The sequence below is a fragment of the Caenibacillus caldisaponilyticus genome, assembly GCF_002003465.1.
In the GTDB taxonomy this organism is placed as follows: Bacteria; Bacillota; Bacilli; order Bacillales; family Sporolactobacillaceae; genus Caenibacillus; species Caenibacillus caldisaponilyticus.
The window spans coordinates 156,597-174,917 of sequence record NZ_BDDQ01000003.1; the positions used below are offsets into that span (position 1 = coordinate 156,597).

The 18,321-nt window shown below is 53.8% G+C and carries 16 protein-coding genes and 1 pseudogene; all 17 read left to right on the plus strand.

Translation table 11 applies throughout. The features are described from left to right. The first annotated feature begins 57 nt into the window (after positions 1-57). The gene (locus CCB157_RS01770; protein ID WP_077614209.1) at positions 58-927 is read left to right on the plus strand and encodes a F0F1 ATP synthase subunit gamma; all 870 of its coding nucleotides are present in this window, start codon (positions 58-60) and stop codon (positions 925-927) included. A gap of 26 nt (positions 928-953) precedes the next feature. Then, positions 954-2,375 (plus strand): F0F1 ATP synthase subunit beta, encoded by a 1,422-nt coding sequence (gene atpD, locus CCB157_RS01775; protein WP_077614210.1) that lies wholly within the window; start codon positions 954-956, stop codon positions 2,373-2,375. 52 nt (positions 2,376-2,427) lie between these two features. Continuing rightward, positions 2,428-2,832, plus strand: a complete 405-nt coding sequence (locus CCB157_RS01780) for a F0F1 ATP synthase subunit epsilon (protein ID WP_077614211.1) — start codon at positions 2,428-2,430, stop codon at positions 2,830-2,832. A gap of 423 nt (positions 2,833-3,255) precedes the next feature. After that, complete coding sequence (locus CCB157_RS01785) at positions 3,256-3,489, plus strand: DUF1146 family protein (RefSeq protein WP_238594553.1); 234 nt, start codon at positions 3,256-3,258, stop codon at positions 3,487-3,489. Positions 3,490-3,584: 95 nt separating this feature from the next. Next, a complete protein-coding gene (locus CCB157_RS01790) occupies positions 3,585-4,325 on the plus strand; it encodes a YwmB family TATA-box binding protein (protein WP_158077167.1) in 741 nt (246 codons plus the stop codon). 89 nt (positions 4,326-4,414) lie between these two features. Further along, a pseudogene (murA, locus tag CCB157_RS01795) lies at positions 4,415-5,742 on the plus strand (UDP-N-acetylglucosamine 1-carboxyvinyltransferase). A gap of 551 nt (positions 5,743-6,293) precedes the next feature. After that, positions 6,294-7,298 (plus strand): stage II sporulation protein D, encoded by a 1,005-nt coding sequence (spoIID, locus tag CCB157_RS01805; protein WP_077614214.1) that lies wholly within the window; start codon positions 6,294-6,296, stop codon positions 7,296-7,298. A gap of 102 nt (positions 7,299-7,400) precedes the next feature. Then, positions 7,401-7,697, plus strand: coding sequence for a hypothetical protein (locus CCB157_RS01810; protein WP_143286884.1), 297 nt, complete (start codon positions 7,401-7,403; stop codon positions 7,695-7,697). A 69-nt stretch (positions 7,698-7,766) separates the two neighbouring features. Further along, complete coding sequence (gene spoIIQ / locus CCB157_RS01815; RefSeq protein WP_158077168.1) at positions 7,767-8,690, plus strand: stage II sporulation protein SpoIIQ; 924 nt, start codon at positions 7,767-7,769, stop codon at positions 8,688-8,690. A gap of 375 nt (positions 8,691-9,065) precedes the next feature. Next, entirely contained in the window at positions 9,066-9,953 is an 888-nt protein-coding gene (locus CCB157_RS01820) for a DUF1028 domain-containing protein (protein ID WP_077614217.1), read from the plus strand. A 210-nt stretch (positions 9,954-10,163) separates the two neighbouring features. Then, a complete protein-coding gene (locus CCB157_RS01825; RefSeq protein ID WP_077614218.1) occupies positions 10,164-10,613 on the plus strand; it encodes an Lrp/AsnC family transcriptional regulator in 450 nt (149 codons plus the stop codon). A 477-nt stretch (positions 10,614-11,090) separates the two neighbouring features. Beyond that, positions 11,091-12,659 carry an ABC transporter substrate-binding protein gene (locus tag CCB157_RS01830; RefSeq protein ID WP_077614219.1) on the plus strand — a complete coding sequence of 523 codons (1,569 nt, stop codon included), beginning with the start codon at positions 11,091-11,093 and terminating at the stop codon, positions 12,657-12,659. Between the two features lie 78 nt (positions 12,660-12,737). Beyond that, positions 12,738-13,697 carry a nickel ABC transporter permease gene (gene nikB, locus CCB157_RS01835; RefSeq protein WP_077614220.1) on the plus strand — a complete coding sequence of 320 codons (960 nt, stop codon included), beginning with the start codon at positions 12,738-12,740 and terminating at the stop codon, positions 13,695-13,697. Further along, entirely contained in the window at positions 13,694-14,596 is a 903-nt protein-coding gene (locus tag CCB157_RS01840) for an ABC transporter permease (RefSeq protein ID WP_077614221.1), read from the plus strand. Before nikB ends, CCB157_RS01840 begins: the two co-directional genes overlap by 4 nt. Before the next feature lie 28 nt (positions 14,597-14,624). Then, the gene (locus CCB157_RS01845) at positions 14,625-15,641 is read left to right on the plus strand and encodes an ABC transporter ATP-binding protein (protein ID WP_077614222.1); all 1,017 of its coding nucleotides are present in this window, start codon (positions 14,625-14,627) and stop codon (positions 15,639-15,641) included. Beyond that, entirely contained in the window at positions 15,613-16,578 is a 966-nt protein-coding gene (locus CCB157_RS01850; RefSeq protein WP_077614223.1) for an ABC transporter ATP-binding protein, read from the plus strand. Before CCB157_RS01845 ends, CCB157_RS01850 begins: the two co-directional genes overlap by 29 nt. A 51-nt stretch (positions 16,579-16,629) precedes the next feature. Next, the gene (locus CCB157_RS01855; RefSeq protein ID WP_077614224.1) at positions 16,630-18,267 is read left to right on the plus strand and encodes a gamma-glutamyltransferase family protein; all 1,638 of its coding nucleotides are present in this window, start codon (positions 16,630-16,632) and stop codon (positions 18,265-18,267) included. Positions 18,268-18,321 lie beyond the last annotated feature (54 nt).

Genomic DNA, 18,321 nt, shown 5'->3' on the forward strand with positions numbered 1-18,321 from the left:
AATGGAGGCGCGCCGGCGGAAGATCCGGCGCCTTCCGTGAAAAGGTGGTGAACCGAAGTGGCCTCATTGCGTGATATCCGGGGGCGAATCAATGCGACGAAAAAGACGCGCAAGATCACGAAGGCGATGGAAATGGTTTCGGCCGCCAAGCTCAACCGCTCCCAAGAACAAGCGCAGTCTTACCAAGCCTATACCGATAAGCTGCGGAGCGTCGTCGCCCACATCGCCAAATCGAATCGCGCGAGCCTCCGCCATCCGATGTTGGTCACGCGTCCGGTTAAGAAAACCGGTTATTTTGTCATCACGACCGACCGGGGATTGGCCGGGGCGTATGACACCAACGTTTTAAAAGCGGTCCAACAAATGATCGACGAGCGCCATCGCTCGAAAGATGAATACAAGATCATCGTCATCGGGCGAAAAGGCCTGTCTTATTTCAATAAACGCAGCATGCCCGTCGTTTCGCAAGTGACGGGGCTTTCCGATCAGCCGACATTTGACGACGTCAAAAAGCTGACGCGTCTGGCCGTCGGCCTTTACGAACGGGAAGAAATCGATGAACTTTATCTTGTTTACAACCATTTCGTCAACCCGATCGTCCAACAAGTGAAGTCGGTCAAACTCCTGCCGCTTGCCGACATCGGCGAGCAAGAAGACAGCGGACCGGCCACTTATTACGAATATGAACCGTCGCCGGAAGAGGTGCTCGAGACGTTGCTGCCGCTTTACGCGGAAGGCTTAATATACGGCGCATTGATTGATGCGAAAACGGCCGAGCACGCCGCGCGCATGACGGCGATGAAGAACGCCACCGATAACGCGACCGAGCTTATCGATAAGCTGACCCTTTCCTACAACCGCGCGCGGCAAGCGGCGATCACCCAAGAAATTACCGAAATTGTCGCCGGCGCCAACGCTATACAGTAATACAGCACCCGTTAGGAGGGAAAAGGATGAACAAGGGTTACGTGACGCAAGTAATGGGCCCGGTCGTCGACGTCAAGTTCGAGCACGGCCAGCTGCCCAAACTGAACAATGCGCTTAAAATAGAATATAAAGCCAAATCCGAAAGCGAAACGGACATCGACCTGACGCTTGAAGTCGCGTTACACCTCGGCAACGACACCGTCCGCACGATTGCGATGGCGTCGACCGACGGCGTCGTCCGCGGCATGGAAGTGGTCGACACCGGTGCGCCGATTTCCGTCCCGGTCGGCGAAGCGACGCTCGGCCGCGTCTTCAACGTGCTCGGCGAACCGATCGACCAAAAGGAAGACATCCCGGCAGACGTTCCTCGCGTCTCCATTCACCGCGAACCGCCGAAATTTGAAGAGCTCGCCACGAAAACCGAAGTCCTTGAAACCGGGATCAAAGTCATCGACCTGCTCGCGCCGTACGTCAAAGGCGGTAAAGTCGGTCTCTTCGGCGGCGCTGGCGTCGGAAAAACCGTTTTGATCCAAGAGCTCATCCACAACATCGCCCAAGAACACGGCGGCATCTCCGTCTTCGCCGGCGTCGGCGAACGCACGCGCGAAGGGAACGACCTGTATTTTGAAATGAAAGGCTCGGGCGTTATCAACAAAACCGCCATGGTCTTCGGACAAATGAACGAGCCGCCGGGCGCGCGCATGCGCGTGGGACTCACGGGGCTCACGATGGCGGAATACTTCCGTGACCAAGAAGGGCAAGACGTCCTGCTCTTTATCGACAACATCTTCCGCTTCACCCAAGCGGGTTCCGAAGTGTCGGCGCTTCTCGGCCGCATGCCGTCTGCCGTCGGTTATCAGCCGACGCTCGCGACCGAAATGGGCCGGCTGCAAGAGCGGATCACGTCGACGAAAAAAGGTTCCATCACCTCCATCCAAGCGGTTTACGTCCCGGCGGACGACTACACCGATCCGGCTCCGGCGACGACGTTTGCCCACTTGGATGCGACGACGAACCTTGAGCGGAGCTTGGCGGAAATGGGCATTTATCCGGCCGTTGACCCGCTGGCTTCGACATCGCGCGCGCTGGCGCCGGAAATCGTCGGCGAAGAACATTACAACGTCGCGCGCCGCGTTCAAGAAACGTTGCAGCGCTATCGTGAACTGCAAGACATCATCGCTATTCTCGGCATGGATGAATTGTCGGACGAAGACAAGCTCATCGTCCACCGCGCGCGCCGCATCCAATTCTTCCTTTCGCAAAACTTCCATGTCGCCGAACAGTTCACCGGCCAACCGGGTTCCTACGTGCCGGTTAAAGAAACGGTGCGCGGCTTTAAGGAAATCCTTGAAGGCAAATACGACCACATTCCGGAAGATGCGTTCCGCCTCGTCGGCCGCATCGAAGAGGTCGTTGAAAGAGCCAAAAGAATGGGCGTCAACGTCTGAGGGTTCTCCCCTCAGCGTGGACTCCCGCGGCCGCCCAAGGAGGGTTGCTTAAATGAGCACGATTTTAACAACGATTGTGACGCCAAACGGCAAGGTGTTCGAGGGCCATGTGCAAATGGTCAGCGTACGGGCGAAGAGCGGCGACATGGGCGTGCTGCCGAACCACATGCCGCTCGTTGCGCCGCTTGAAATCAGCGCGGTCAAACTGAAAACGGAAGAAAAAGACGAATACGTGGCTGTCAGCGGCGGCTTCATCGAAGTCCGGCGCGACAGCATCACCATCTTGACGGAATCCGCGGAACGGCAAGAAGACATCGACGTCGCCCGCGCCGAACGGGCGAAGGAAGAAGCCGAGGCGCGCCTTGCTGAGCTTGGCGAAGGGTCGCCGGAGTACGAGGCGGCCAAGAACGATCTGAAACGCGCGGAAAACCGCCTGCGCGTGGCTTCCTTAAAGTAAGCGTGATGAAACGCACGGGATGAATCCCGTGCGTTTCATTTAGGCCGTAGGCTCCAACGAACCCCCACCGATTCGTTGCATTTAAGCGAAGATAACGCTCATTTCACCACGTCATGTGGCCCATCATATCGTTTCACATGAATAGAGACGATTGCGGGCCTGCCATCAACCATTCATCCGTTCGGCAGGCATGCATTCGTGCGGTGAGCGATCGCAGCGACGATCGTCCGCCTTAAAAGGCGTACAACTTATTAATGGCGCCCGACAACTCTTACCCTCATTGGGCACGTCAGGATGCGGTCAAAAACGGCCGCTCCCTCTGTTTACGGAGAACGATGGCCAACGGCCCTGTCCGGCCGCGCGATCCATCGGGATCGCCCCGGCGCAGGGCCTCGATGCCATTGAAGAAAGGAGCGAAGCGTTTTGTATAATTTCGGCGCGGATGCAGCCGTTTATATTTTCGTCCACATCGTCATGTTGGTCGTGACGTGGTGGGCGCTGCAAGCCTTTCAATGGGAGCGGGTGCTTAAGCATCCGAAAAGCCCGCAAGCGAAGGTTTTGATCATCTTGTTCACGATTGCGATCAGCTATTTGGTCAGCCAATTTTTCCTGAACTATTTAGATCATTCGCTGATTTTACCCAATCTTTTTGAATGACGCCGATTTTTGTCGGTTTTTGCCCCATATTTACGCAAAGTTCCACGTATGTGACTCCTCTCTCAGGTAAAACTGTAATTAAGGAGAGGAGTCCAATGAAAAAAACCGCAATATATACCGTGCTATTTTTCATCCTGTTATTTTTTTGCGGGATCGCCCATTCGCAGGCCGATGCGCCTTCCCCGTTGGAAAAACTGCCTGAACTCGTCCGCGTTTTGTCCGATCAAGGCGCCGCGACGCAATCGTGGCAGCTGTACGGGCGGACGATTTGGCATGACGACACATCTTCGGAATTTTATCTCCGGGCCCATCAGCTCCAAAAAACGTTCCGTTCTTTTCAATGGCAAGGCATTCGTTCGGACGGCGGCGAACTGCGGCTTTCGGGATCGAAAAAGCTCGCGGCCATCCGGGCTTCCGAAACCATCATTTTGTTTTCATACCCCAAAAAAAACGGTTATGAAACGTATTTAATTTATTTGGTTAAAGGTCGCTCGTGGGATACCAATAAATGGAATACTCAGTCTTCATCAATTCGTCACACCATCCGTGCATTGTTCCAACAAAAAGGAAATTTCTTCGCTTGTGTATCGGGAAATTTCGATGGTAAAATGAATAATGTTTCAAAAAAGATGAACGCCATCCTCTCCGTTTTTCATGCCCGAATCGTGGAAAAAGTCGAGGAGAAAACGTTTAAATCCGTTTCGGCATATACTGATCATTGGCAAGACTTTATCACAAGCAATGGACGGAAAATCAATGTGCAGATCGGGCTTCGAACCGTGGGTCAAAGCACAACCGTAACGGTTGGCACACCCATTATTACGACGGAATATTAATGACAACGTAACGCCGGAGCATAGGCTTCCGGCCAGCCCGTACAGAAACAGATATATCGTATGATGAAATTGGACCGGAGGGGAAAGTGTTGGAAAAGATCATTATACGAGGCGGTAAACGGTTGAGCGGAACCGTTAAAGTTGACGGGGCGAAAAATGCCGTTTTGCCCGTTATTGCTGCGTCGATATTGGCAAGCAAAGGGATAAGCCGAATATATAATGTTCCCGCATTGGCGGATGTTTATACGATCAATGAAGTGCTCCGACATCTGAATGCCAAGGTGGAATTTGACGGCAGCGCCATAACGGTCGATGCTCAAGCCGATTTGAACGCTGAGGCGCCGTTTGAATATGTGCGGAAAATGCGGGCGTCTTTTTTGGTGATGGGGCCGTTGCTTTCCCGAATCGGTCGCGCCCGCATCGCGTTGCCGGGGGGGTGTGCGATCGGATCCCGCCCCATTGATCAACATCTCAAAGGTTTTGAAGCGATGGGCGCCAAAGTCACCATCGGCAACGGGTACATCGAAGCGACGACAAACGGCCGTTTAAAAGGCGCGAACATTTACCTCGACTTTCCGAGCGTCGGGGCGACGGAGAACATCATGATGGCGGCTGTCTTGGCGGACGGTGAAACGCTGATCGAAAACTGTGCCCGCGAGCCCGAAATCGTCTGCTTGGCCACCTATCTTAACGCCATGGGGGCCAAAATCAAAGGGGCCGGCACGAGTTCGATCCGGATCACCGGCGTCAAGGAATTGACAGGGGCATCCCACGACATCATTCCCGATCGGATTGAAGCGGGAACCTATATGATCGCGGCGGCGATCACCGGGGGAGACGTGTTCGTCGAGAATGCCGTTTCCGACCATTTGCGCCCGTTGATCGCCAAATTTGAGGAAATGGGCATCATTGTGGAACAACAGCTCAACGGCATTCGCGTCATCGGGCCCGATATCATCCGGCCCGCCGACATTAAAACGATGCCGCACCCCGGTTTTCCGACCGATTTGCAGTCGCAAATGATGGCCTTGCTGTTAAAGGCCAAAGGGACGGCGGTGATCACCGAAACCGTTTTTGAAAACCGGTTCATGCATGTCGAGGAATTCCGCCGCATGAATGCGGATATTAAGATCGAGGCCGTTCGGCGATCATTAACGGTCCCTGTAAGCTCCAGGGCGCCGAAGTGGCGGCCACCGACCTGCGCGCCGGCGCCGCGTTGGTCCTTGCCGGGCTCGCCGCGAACGGGACAACCCGCGTCACCGACCTGCACCACATCGATCGGGGCTACGTCGACCTCGCCGGCAAATTGAAAGCGCTCGGCGCCGACATCGAACGGGTCGACGTCGAGGAAGAGGAAGAAGCCACAGCCTCCAAACAATCGACGTCCAAGCTGAACATGAAACCAAAATTTGCATAAGCGGTATATGGTCTTCTTACATCCGTGTTGTGTGCAGAGCACATGACGGCATCGTTCTTGCGTAAGACAAGGCAAGCGCCTTGCTCCAACGCCATTTCACTTGTTTGGCCCTTTGCGCGTGCCGGCAATGAGACATTCGCCTCATTGTCGGCACGCGCGTTATTCTCTACGCTTTCGCTCCCCATTTTCCCCCAGCGGTTTTATGTACCCCATTGTATGCCCGATCATCGCGAAATAGAACCGTTGAATCCGTGCGAATGGGCTACGGATTTGGATGCCTTGTTCTTCGCCGCCAACGCGCTTTATTATGAATCGCGCGCTTGATTTTTCACTCTTTGTCGTGCACAGGGTGGCGGCCGATGCGGATAGGCGGCTTTGCGCATGCTGATCCCGGTTCATCCGTGTCGGGCGCCTGGGTTGCTCTATCATTCAAAAGCGCGGGAAACGACAGACCGCGCAGGCGCCGTTTCTCGGAAACAGCGGAGGGTGCGGTTCTAAAAGCCGATCCGTTCTCATAATCTATTAAAAAAATGGATTTGGAGGATCGCACAATGAAACGCACCCCCCTCATTATCATCGGCATTTTCATTACAATGATTTTCGCCATTCCGGCGCTCATCGTCCTCCCTTTTACCGATCCAAAAGAAAGCGAGGGCGTGGCCGTGCAGGCCCGTGCCCCGGCGGCGAAAGCGACCGATCCGGCGGTTGCGGTGACCGTGTCGCGCCACGAGACGAACAAAGTTCAGACCTTATCGTTGCGCGATTATTTGATAGGGGTTGTCGCCAGCGAGATGCCCGCCGAGTTTCAAAGCGAAGCGCTGAAAGCCCAGGCTCTCGCCGCGCGCACTTACATCGTTAAAATCCTTCTGGATAAAGGCGAACGCGACAATAACGACCCGATCGTTTCGGACACACCGACGAATCAAGTCTTCAAGAGCCGGACGGAGTTAAAAAAGGCATGGGGAGCGGATTACGGCTGGAAGATTAAAAAGATAGAAAAGGCGGTCGACGCGACGGCCGGACAGGTGCTGACATATGATGGCCAGCTCATCTCCCCGTCCTTTTTTTCGACGAGCAACGGGTATACCGAAAACGCCGAAGATTACTGGAAATATTCTTATCCCTATTTAAAATCCGTCAAAAGCCCTTGGGACTTAAAATCGCCAAAATATAAAAAAACCGTCGCTCTTTCCGTCCAGGCCGTGGAAAAGGCGCTGAACATCCGATTGCCGAAAACCGACGGTCCCGTCGGTTCGGTCATAAAGCGCACGGCCGGCAAGCGGGTCGCGTCTTTCAAGATCGGCGGGAAAATATTTACCGGCCGGGAAATCCGGGAAAGCTTGAATTTGCGGTCAACGGATTTTTCCATGGTTCGCCAAGGCAGTGAAGTCCTTGTGACGACAAAAGGCTACGGGCACGGCGTCGGCATGAGCCAGTACGGCGCGAACGGCATGGCGGAGGAAGGCAAAGATTATAAGGCGATCGTCAAATACTTTTATAAAGGGGTCGCCGTTTCGGACGTGTCGCCTTTTCTCAAAGAGTTGAAGAAAAAATAAGGCGCTCATGAAAAAAAGGCGAGGGGCTTTGAGGCGGCGCGCCTTCATTCGTCAGAAATCACCGCTTCCGTCTTTCCCGGCGATGGCGGAATCACCGGCGGGTTGGAGTTCATGGATGAACATGGCCCGCATGGGGCGATGGCCGTTTGGCGGCTTTCATTTGCCGGGTACCTGCCGATGACGAGCGGCTTCGATCCGCTCGTCTTTTTTTATCGCACAACAAACGCTATGGCTTATGGATGCCGCTTCCGTTTGTCCTTAAGACGTAAAGCCCCCGTTGGCCGTTGTGATGCCATCGTTGGCTGGGATGTTTTATTTATTGATCCCGGATCAAAGGAAGGTCGACGCGACGGAAAGACGATGGATGCACGAGCGGCGGCTGTGCGGCACCAAAAATAATAAGAATTTTTTTATTTGCATGTATAGAACCTCAAGAAACTGATCAGAATGGTTTCTGAGGTGATGGACATGTCAGATGAAAAGAAGACACCGCAAGAAGTCAAGATTACCAGACTGCGGAAGCTCACCCGTAAACGTTGGTTTTATCCGGCTGTCTACCTGTCGGCCGTCGCGATTGTTTTGGCCGCCGCTTTTTTGATTCAGCACAGCTTGAACGACCGAAAGCCGAACGCCAATGAGCACGGCAAAACGGCGCTCAACCAAAAAGACAAGGAAGCGATCCCGGTCACCGGCGCCAAGGAAGTTTTCCAATGGCCGGTATTGGACAAGGATAGCGTCGAGATCGCCATGCCGTTTTACGATGTCAACGCCGACGAAAAAGAACAAGAAGCCGCTCTCGTCAATTACAATAATACTTATGTCCCGAACAAAGGCATTTGCATCGTGGCGAAAGACGGCAAAAGCTTTGACGTGACGGCGTCCGTGAGCGGTAAAGTCGTTCGGGCCGAAAAGGATGATCTGCTCGGCTATGTCGTCGAAATCCAACATAAAGACGGCGTAAACACGGTTTATGACAGCCTGGGCTCGATCGCGGTCGAAAAAGGGCAGACCGTCTCTCAAGGCGACGTCATCGGCACCGCCGGTGAAAACAAGTTCATGAAGGATTTGGGCGTCCACTTGCATTTTGAAATCCGCAAGGACGGCGTCGCCGTCGATCCGGTCGCTTACTTCCAAAAAACCGTCGCGAGCCTTGATAAAGTGACGAAAGCGAACAACAAAGCGACCGGCGAAAAAAGCGGATCCGGTGACGACACACGGAACGACAACGGCGCGAAAAACAACGACGGTTCGAACAATGACAACAGGGATCAAAACAAGACGAACCAAGACAGCACGGACCAAGGAACTTCGGGCGGTTCCCATGATGATACGTCCTCTACGGACAGCGGAACTTCCCTCGATGGCGGTGAAGGCGCCGACACGGCTCCTTAACCCTTTATACCAACGTTTCATCGACCTGCCGGATACATCCGGCGGTTTTTTTTGTGCATTTGTCTCCTCCGGTCCGATGGAAAGCGGATTTTGCGTGTCCGTGAACGAGTGGTGACGGCCGGAAATCCATGCGATCCGGATAATTAAAAATCGTCGCGCCCGTACACGCCCTCGTGCGATGCGGGCGGTGCGGCTTTAAGCATCCATCGTGAACGAAGCAAAGGAAGCCGCCAGACGCGTTTACGGTCGGGCATCCATGCGATGAAACAGGGATCTATGCTCTGCTTCCAGCGGGCCCTTCGATTCGGAAAGCAGGATTAGCAACGGGGCACGACGAATTGTTTAAAATGGCAGCAGGAAGGAGGGCATAGGAAATTGAAACGAATACCCAAGGATTTGATCGCGACGTTTTCCATAGTCGGATACGATCCGGACGCAAAAGAATGGGGCGTTGCGGTGCAGTCCAAGTTTCTCGGCGTCGGAGCGATCGTCCCGTTTGCGAAAGCGGGGGCGGGCGCGATCGCCACCCAGTCGCTGGCCAACATGTCATATGGTCCGAAAGGTTTGGCGTTGCTGGAGGAAGGATACAGCGCCGAAGAGGCGCTCGACAAATTAATCAAAGAGGATCCGGACCGCGCCATGCGTCAAGTCGGCATCATTGACGCGAACGGAAACGCCGCGACGTTTACCGGTGAAGACTGTTACGAGTGGGCCGGCGGCATCACCGGCACGCATTATGCCGCACAAGGCAATATTCTCGTCGGCAAGGAAACCGTCCTCGCGATGGGCGAAACCTTTGAAAGAACGACGGGGCCGCTTGCCGAACGCCTGCTCGCTGCGCTCGATGCCGGACAACAAGCGGGCGGCGACCGCCGCGGCCGGCAATCGGCGGCGCTGTTGATCGTCCGTGAAAAAGGCGGGTACGGCGGCTATAATGACCGCGCCATCGACTTGCGCGTCGATGACCATCCGGACCCGATCAAAGAGCTCATCCGCCTCTACGGATTGCATCAGCTCTACTTTTCCAAAACAAAAGAGGAAGACATTTTGCCGATAACGGCTGATTTAAAAGAAGAGCTGACCCGTGAACTCGTGCGCACGGGCTTTATAAAAAAAGACGCGTTGCCCGAAAGCGACGACGCTTTTTACCAAGCGCTGACGGCGTTTTTACACACTGAAAATTTCGAAGAGCGCGAGTTGCCGCGCGGACGGATCGACCGCGCCGTCGTGGAATTTTTAAAGCAAATGCCCGATGCGACATAACGGTCACGTGCGAAAGGATAAACGGACGGATCGCCATCTTCGCCGTATGGGCTGCGTCGACCATAGCCCCCGGATCCATCCGCATTTTCGGTAAGATCCGGCTTAAAGGGACACGGATCCCGTCGGAACGCCGAATTCAGTCCGATGGCGAGAAGCGCAAGAAACACGTGGTTTGAAACGGAAGAGTGCTGTCAGCAAAGGGGGAACGCTATGGCCATTGATGAAATCGATCGAAAAATACTGGACTGCCTCATTGAAAACGGCCGCATGTCCTATGCGGATATCGGCAAGAAGTTAAATCTTTCGCGCGTCTCGATTCGCGAACGGGTGCAGCAGCTCATCGAAAAAGGCGTGATTGAACGGTTTAGCGTGATCGTGAATTCGGAGGCGGCCGGGAAAAAGGTTTCTGCCTTTTTTGAAGTCGATTGTGAGCCGAAACATTTGGTCAATGTGGCCGAAACGCTCGTCAACCATCCGTGCGTGGTCAGCTGTTACCAGATGACCGGACCGAGCACGTTGCATATGCATGTTCTGGTCGAAGATTTTTACGAACTCGAGAAATTTATCAACGAAGAGATATACAAATTGGAAGGCATCACCCGCGTGGAAAGCCACATCCTGCTTCGCCGCTTTAAGAGCCGGAACGGGTTGAAGCTCTAGTGATGACCGCCGCCGGAATCAACCGGCGGTGTTTTTGTTTTTGGGAATAAATCCGCTTTGATCAAGCGCCGCTTCACCGCGGAAACGGAAGGCCTGCCGCACCGGCGGCCGGCCGCCATAAAAACAAAGAAAAAAGCGTCTAATTAAAATAAAACGAGTTGACAACCAAAAACCAACCGTCTATAATTTAAGACAATTAATTTTTCATTTGTAAAGCAAATTATCAATTTTGGCTTACAAAGGGAGGGAAAACGCTTTCATAACTAATTAAAAGTTAGGATGAAAGTCGCGTGATGTCGGTCAAGCGGATGCGGCTTTTTTTTCGATGTTCATTGTCAAAATAGTCAAGGAAATCATTCTCTTATCGTTGTGCATCACCTTTATCCAAGGCGGTGCACAGGGCGTCGGGGATCCGGCGCGCCTCATCGGCGAACCTAAAAATCCCAATTCCAGATTGATTCTAAGTAGGGGGAGACTATGAAAACGCTCCGGAAAGCGATCCTGCCATTTGTCGTCATTGCTTTATTTGCTTTTTTAGCAGCTTGCGGCGGCCAATCCTCTTCGAATGGCGGCTCGTCCAGCGATGCGAAGTCGGGCCAATCCGCCTCGACCCGCACCGATAAATCCAAACTGGTGATCGGCTTGGATGCGGATCCGCCGCAATTGGATCCGGCGATGTCAACGGCCGCCGTCGACCGTCAAGTCTATCAGTCTATCTATAACACGCTCGTTGACATCGACAAGAATTTAAACTATGTGCCGGAACTGGCGACGAGTTGGAAAATTTCCGATGACGGAAAAACGTATACGTTCAACTTGCGCAAAAACGTTCTCTTCCAAGACGGTACACCCTTCAATGCCGAGGCGGTCAAATTCAATTTTGAGCGCATGCTCGATCCGAAACTTGGTTCTCCGCGGCTGTCGGAAATCAATTTGATCGACAAGATTACGGTGGTCGACGATTACACCATCCGTATCCATTTAAAACAACCCTATGCTCCGTTTTTGTCGGTTTTGTCGGATAGGGCCGGGATGATGGTTTCCCCGACCGCCGTGAAGAAAGAAGGCAAGGATTTTGCCAACCATCCCGTCGGAACAGGGCCTTATAAGTTTGTTAAACACGTCAAACAAGGCGATCTTGTTGTCGAACGCTTTGACAAATATTGGGGAAATAAACCGAAAATCAAAACCATCGTTTATAAACCGTTCCCTGATGGAACGACCCGCTTGACGAATTTGATTTCGGGCGACGTCGATATCGTCAACACGATTGACTATAAGGACATCAAACGGGCCAACAGTGCGGCAAACCTCAAGGTATCGAGCACGGAATCGCTCGGCTTCCAAGGCATTCAATTGAACACCAAAGTGAAGCCGTTCGACAACAAGAAAGTGCGCCAAGCGGTCAATATCGCTTTGGATCGGAACGCGATCGCCAAGGTCGTCTTCTTCAACGGCGTGGTGCCGGCCACCAGCCCGTTCCCGGAAACGAGCTGGGCGCATCCGAGCGATCTGCAGGTTCCGAAAGCGGATGTCGCAAAGGCCAAACAACTGCTTAAAGAATCCGGTTTAAGCAACGTGTCGTTCACGTTGAAAATCTCGCCGTCGCCGCAAGAAAAACAGCTGGCGCAAATGATTCAGTCCATGCTCCAACAAGTCGGGTTTAAAGTGAAAATCGAAATGGTCGAATTCGGGACGTTGCTTGAACAAACGGCCGAAGGCGACTACCAAGCGGCCCGTGTGGGATGGAGCGGAAGAACCGATCCGGACGGCAATGCCTATGCCTGGTTTACGACCAACGGAACGTTAAACTATATGAAGTATTCCAATCCGGAAGTCGATAAGCTTCTCCAAGAGGCGAGAACGTCTTTGGATCAAGAAAAGCGCAAAGCATTGTATGACCGCGTTTCCAAAATTCTGTGGGACGACGCGCCCTACATTTTCTTGTACTATCCCAAAGATTATAAGGCGATGAAAAACGATGTGGAAGGCTTTGTCCATGTCCCCGACATCATGATCCGGACGGAAAACCTTCAATTCAAGTGATGGCGTTACGGGTCGGGGTCTGTGTCTCACAGACCCTGATCCCTCATTTCACCAACCTTTTTGAAAGGATTTTCGATTATGGTTAGATATCTAGCAAGAAGGTTTCTGTTGATGATCGTGATCCTTTTTATCGTCAGCGTGATCATCTTCAGTCTTGTCAATGTGCTGCCCGGGGATCCCGCCCGCTTAATGTTGGGGCAAGAAGCGACGCCCGAAGCTTTGGCGGCGCTGAGAAAAGAAATGGGGCTCAATGATCCGCTTTACATCCAGTACCTTCATTGGGTTGGAAATATTCTTCATGGCGATTTCGGTTATTCGCTCCGCGATCATTCACCGGTCTTAAAAACCTTGCTTCAAAAAATACCCGTGACGTTGGAATTGACCTTTTTTTCCTTCGTCGTGGCCATCCTGATCGCCTTGCCCGTGGGCATTTTGAGCGCCACTCGCCGCGGCCGTTTATCCGATTATCTCGGCACTTTCTTTGCTCTTTCCGGCATTTCCTTGCCGTCTTTTTGGCTCGGAATCCTCCTGATCTATCTTTTTGCGGTGAAATTGAAATGGTTCCCGCCTTCGGGTTATGTGCCGCTCAGCGAAAATTTCGGCAAAAGCATCGCGTTGATGATTTTGCCGGCGATCACTTTAGGAACGCACTTGGCGGCCGAATTGACGAGGATGTTGCGCTCCAGTTTGCTCGATGTGTTGCAGTCCGATTATATTCGTACGGCTTATGCCAAAGGCTTGCTGGAAAGGGCCGTCGTCATCGGGCACGCTTTAAAAAATGCGCTCGTCCCGGTCCTCACGGTTGGCGGGTTGCAGCTGGCTGCCTTCTTCGGAGGTTCGGTCATTACGGAAACCATTTTCGGTATTCCCGGGATCGGCCAACTCGTCGTCAACGCCATCTTGACGCGCGATTTTCCGGTCGTTCAGGCTTGCGTCCTGTTCATGGCGTTTATGGTGGTCGTCATTAACTTCCTGGTGGATATCGCCTATTCCATCATTGATCCGCGGATTAAGTTGGGTGAGGTGTCGAAGGGATGAGTCAGACGAATGCGCAAACGGCGGCGCCGTATCCAAACCGGCTGGAAAGCTCCCCGCGCCTACGCTCGCTGAAAAAGGCGCTCGGGCGTTTCTTTCAAAACAAACTGGGAGTGGCCGGCGGCCTCTTTTTGCTCATCTTGGTCATCTTAGCGATTTTTGCGCCGTGGCTTGCGCCATACAACCCGATGAAACAAGATTATATGGCCATTTTGCAGGGGCCCAGCGCCAAGCATTGGTTCGGTACGGATGATTTGGGCCGCGACGTTTTATCCCGCATCATATACGGCGCGCGCGTTTCCTTAAAAGCCGGAATCATATCCGTCGCCATCGCGTTGGCGATCGGCGTGCCGATCGGCCTCATTTCAGGCTACTTTAGAGGCTTTTGGGACGAATTCATCATCATGAGAATCACCGATGCCATGTTGTCTTTTCCGTCGCTCGTCCTCGCGTTAACCTTAGCCGCGGTTTTCGGGGCGGGTTTGAACAACGCGATGCTCGCGATCGGCCTCGTTTATACGCCGCATTTCATTCGCCTTGTCCGCGGTCAAGTGCTCGCCCAGCGCGAAAGGGAATACGTCGAAGCGGCGATCGCCGCGGGCATCAGCCACTGGCGCATCATGCTCAGACACATTCTTCCCAACGCCTGGGCGCCGATCATGGTGCAGGCGACGCTCAGCGTGGCGGGGGCGATCATTTCCGAAGCGTCCTTGAGCTTTTTGGGATTGGGCACGCAGCCGCCGACCCCGAGCTGGGGATCGATGTTGTCCGAAGGGCAAGGCTATATTACCCAAGCGCCGTGGATTGCGGTGTTTCCGGGCCTGTTTATTTTCCTGGCCGTCATGTCCATCAACGTATTCGGAGACGGGGTCCGCGATATGCTCGACCCGAAGTTGAAATGACACATGGCTGAGAGGAGGGGAGCGATCGTTGAGCGAACCGCTGTTGAAAGTGGAACATTTGGACGTCGGATTTAAAAATCGCAAATCCTTCGTAAAAATTTTGGATGACGTCAGTTTTGACATTCAGCCGGGGGAGACCGTTTGTATCGTCGGCGAATCCGGATGCGGAAAAAGCTTGACCTCTTTGGCAATCATGGGGCTTCTTCCTCCCGGCGGCCGGATCGCGGGCGGGAAAATCATCTACAATCACGAGGATTTGACGAAAAAATCCGCGAAGGAAATGAGCAACATCCGCGGCAATGAGATCTCCATGATTTTTCAAGAGCCGATGACATCGTTGAACCCGGTTCATACGATCGGCAAACAAGTGGCGGAAGCCATCCTGATCCACCAATCGGTCAGTAAAAAAGAAGCTTGGGATCGGGCGATTGAATTGTTGCGGCTCGTCGGCATTCCCTCGCCGGAGGCCCGCGTCAAAAATTATCCGCATGAGATGAGCGGCGGCATGCGGCAACGGGTGATGATCGCCATGGCTCTCGCCTGCAGGCCCAAACTGCTCATCGCCGATGAACCGACGACGGCCTTGGATGTGACGATTCAGGCGCAGATCCTTGAACAGATGAATGAGTTGAAAAAACGGTTCGGCATGGCGATTTTGATGATCACCCACGATCTCGGCGTCGTTTCGGAAATGGCGGATAAAGTGATCGTCATGTACGCCGGAAAAGTGGTGGAAACGACGGACACCAAACGGTTGTTTCAAAACCCGCGCCACCCTTACACCCAAGGCTTGATCGCCTCGATGCCGCGCCTGGACAAAGAAGTCGATGAACTTCCGATCATTCCCGGTAATGTACCGGCTCCTGAAGACATGCCGACGGGATGCCGGTTCTCGACGCGGTGTCCGTTTGCGACCGAACTGTGCCGGACGAAAGCTCCGGGGCTGTACGGCGATGAAGCGCATCGCGTGAGCTGCTGGATGTACACAAACGAATGGGCGGGAGGTGGCCAGGAGCATGCAACCGGAGAAACGATCAAACTCTGAATCGATATTGGAAGTGAAAGGATTAAAAAAATATTTTCCCGTGAGTCGGAAACATACGGTCAAAGCCGTTGACGATGTCTCTTTTGAAGTCTATGAAGGCGAAACCCTCGGCGTCGTCGGGGAATCCGGTTGCGGAAAGTCGACGATGGGGCGGGCGATCCTCTACTTACAGCCTCCGACCGCCGGCCAAGTCACATTCAACGGCAAGGACCTTTCCACGTTAAAAGGCCGTGAGCGGCGGAAGTTGAGAAAAGAGATGCAAATGGTCTTTCAAGATCCATACGGCTCATTGAATCCGCGCATGACGGTCGGCGCCATGCTCGGCGAAATCGTCCGGACGCACCGCATCGTTCCGAAACATGAAGTCGCAAATTATGTGCGCGAACTGCTCGTCGATGTCGGCATGAAACCCGAACATGCCGATCGCTATCCCCATGAATTCAGCGGCGGGCAAAGGCAGCGCATCAGCATTGCCAGAGCATTGGCCGTTCAGCCGAAATTGATCGTCTGCGACGAAGCCGTCTCCGCGTTGGACGTTTCGGTGCAGGCGCAGATCTTGAACCTTTTGCGGAAATTGAAACAGGAACGCCATTTGACTTATCTTTTCATTTCCCATGATTTATCCGTCGTCAAACACATCAGTGATCGCGTAATCGTGATGTATTTGGGCAAGATCGTGGAAATGGCGAATAAGCATGATTTATATGCGCAACCGCGCCATCCTTATACGCAAGCTTTGCTTTCCGCCATCCCGAAGATGGGCGAGGAAAAGCGCGAACGCATCATTTTAAAGGGCGACGTGCCGAGCCCATTGGCCGTGCCGAGCGGCTGCCCGTTCCATACGCGCTGCCCCATTGCGCAAAAGGTGTGCGCCGAAAGAAAGCCGGAATGGCACAAGGTCGGGGACGGCCATTACGTCGCCTGTCATTTTGCTTGATCCGAATGAAGGATGGATCCTTTCCTCAGGTCACCTTTAGGCGAAATTCACATGCGATATGAGAGGAGAGAAGCCGTGTTTCCTTTCAAGGCTGATTACCACCCTTATGCATCGAAACGGAAGCCCGTATTTGCGAAAAACGGTATGGTGGCGACATCCCAGCCGCTTGCCGCCCAAGCGGGATTGGAAATCCTTCGCAAAGGCGGCAATGCCGTCGATGCCGCCATTGCGACGGCCGCTTGTTTAACCGTGGTCGAACCGACTTCGAACGGCATTGGCGGCGATGCCTTCGCTTTGATTTGGATGAATGGCCGGCTTTACGGTTTAAATGCGAGCGGCCCGGCGCCGGCATTGCTGTCGATCGCTGCCTTGAAGGAGCGGGGGCTGAAGTCCATGCCCGAAACCGGGTTTGAGCCGGTGACCGTTCCGGGCGCTCCGGCGGCCTGGGCGGCTTGTGCCCGCCGCTTCGGACGGCTGCCGCTCACCGAGACGCTAGCGCCGGCGATCCGCTATGCGGAAGAAGGTTATCCGCTCAATCCGGTTTTGGCACGTTTCTGGAAACGCGCCTATCAAAAATTCAAGGAAAATTTAAAAGGCGAGGCGTTTGCCCATTGGTTCGAAACGTTCGCGCCCAAGGGCCGCGCCCCCGAAGCGGGCGAAGTTTGGGCGTCGCCCGACCATGCCGCCACATTGCGGAAGATCGCCGAAACGAATGGGGAAGCTTTTTATCGCGGCGAGCTTGCCGAAAAAATCGATGCCTTTTCCAAAAAATATAACGGTTTTATCCGAAAAGAGGATTTGGCCGAGTTTCAGCCGGAATGGGTCGAGCCGATTTCCGTCCGTTACCGCGGCTATGATGTTTGGGAAATTCCGCCCAACGGCCAAGGGCTTGTCGCTTTGATCGCATTAAATATTTTAAAAGGCTTTGAGTTTGCCGAAAGGGATACCGTTGAAACGTTCCACAAACAGATCGAAGCTTTGAAGCTTGCTTTCAGCGATGGAAAGCAACATATCGGCGATCCGAAAGACATGATTCATCCTCCCGAAGCGTTCCTCTCCGAAGCCTATGCAGCTGAAAGGCGCCGGCTGATCGGAAGCCACGCGCTGATGCCGGCGCCCGGCGAACCGCCGAAGGGCGGAACGGTTTATTTGGCCGCCGCCGACGGTGACGGCAATATGGTTTCGTTCATTCAAAGCAATTATATGGGCTTCGGTTCCGGGCTCGTCGTTCCGGGTACAGGCATCGCCCTTCATAACCGCGGCCATAATTTTTCCTTGGATCCAAATCATGTGAACCGCTTGGAGCCGAAGAAACGCCCGTACCATACGATCATTCCGGGATTCCTGACCAAGGACGGCGAAGCCGTCGGCCCGTTCGGGGTCATGGGCGGCTTCATGCAGCCGCAAGGCCATCTTCAAGTGGTGATGAACATGGTCGATTTCGGCCTCCATCCGCAGGCGGCGCTCGACGCCCCGCGCTGGCAATGGCTGAACGGCCGTACGGTGGAAGTGGAGCCGTCTTTTCCCCATCATATCGTTCAGGCTCTTGCGGAAAAAGGGCATGAGGTGCGCATCGCCGTCGAACCGAACAGCTTCGGGCGCGGGCAAATCATTTGGCGGGATTCGGAAACCGGTGTGTTGTGCGGCGGGACGGAATCCCGCACAGACGGCTGCGTGGCCGTGTGGTAATCTTATAATGTAGGTGCGAGCCTGGCGGAAGCGATGGGCCGCATGAGAAGAGGG

Coding starts and splice junctions, on each gene's coding strand:
- atpD (WP_077614210.1), top strand. CDS start 954: ATGAACAAGGGTTACGTGACGCAAGTAATGGGCCCGGTCGTCGACGTC.
- spoIID (WP_077614214.1), top strand. CDS start 6,294: ATGAAACGCACCCCCCTCATTATCATCGGCATTTTCATTACAATGATT.
- CCB157_RS01790 (WP_158077167.1), top strand. CDS start 3,585: ATGAAAAAAACCGCAATATATACCGTGCTATTTTTCATCCTGTTATTT.
- nikB (WP_077614220.1), top strand. CDS start 12,738: ATGGTTAGATATCTAGCAAGAAGGTTTCTGTTGATGATCGTGATCCTT.
- CCB157_RS01825 (WP_077614218.1), top strand. CDS start 10,164: ATGGCCATTGATGAAATCGATCGAAAAATACTGGACTGCCTCATTGAA.
- CCB157_RS01840 (WP_077614221.1), top strand. CDS start 13,694: ATGAGTCAGACGAATGCGCAAACGGCGGCGCCGTATCCAAACCGGCTG.
- spoIIQ (WP_158077168.1), top strand. CDS start 7,767: ATGTCAGATGAAAAGAAGACACCGCAAGAAGTCAAGATTACCAGACTG.
- CCB157_RS01830 (WP_077614219.1), top strand. CDS start 11,091: ATGAAAACGCTCCGGAAAGCGATCCTGCCATTTGTCGTCATTGCTTTA.
- CCB157_RS01850 (WP_077614223.1), top strand. CDS start 15,613: ATGCAACCGGAGAAACGATCAAACTCTGAATCGATATTGGAAGTGAAA.
- CCB157_RS01780 (WP_077614211.1), top strand. CDS start 2,428: ATGAGCACGATTTTAACAACGATTGTGACGCCAAACGGCAAGGTGTTC.
- CCB157_RS01855 (WP_077614224.1), top strand. CDS start 16,630: ATGCGATATGAGAGGAGAGAAGCCGTGTTTCCTTTCAAGGCTGATTAC.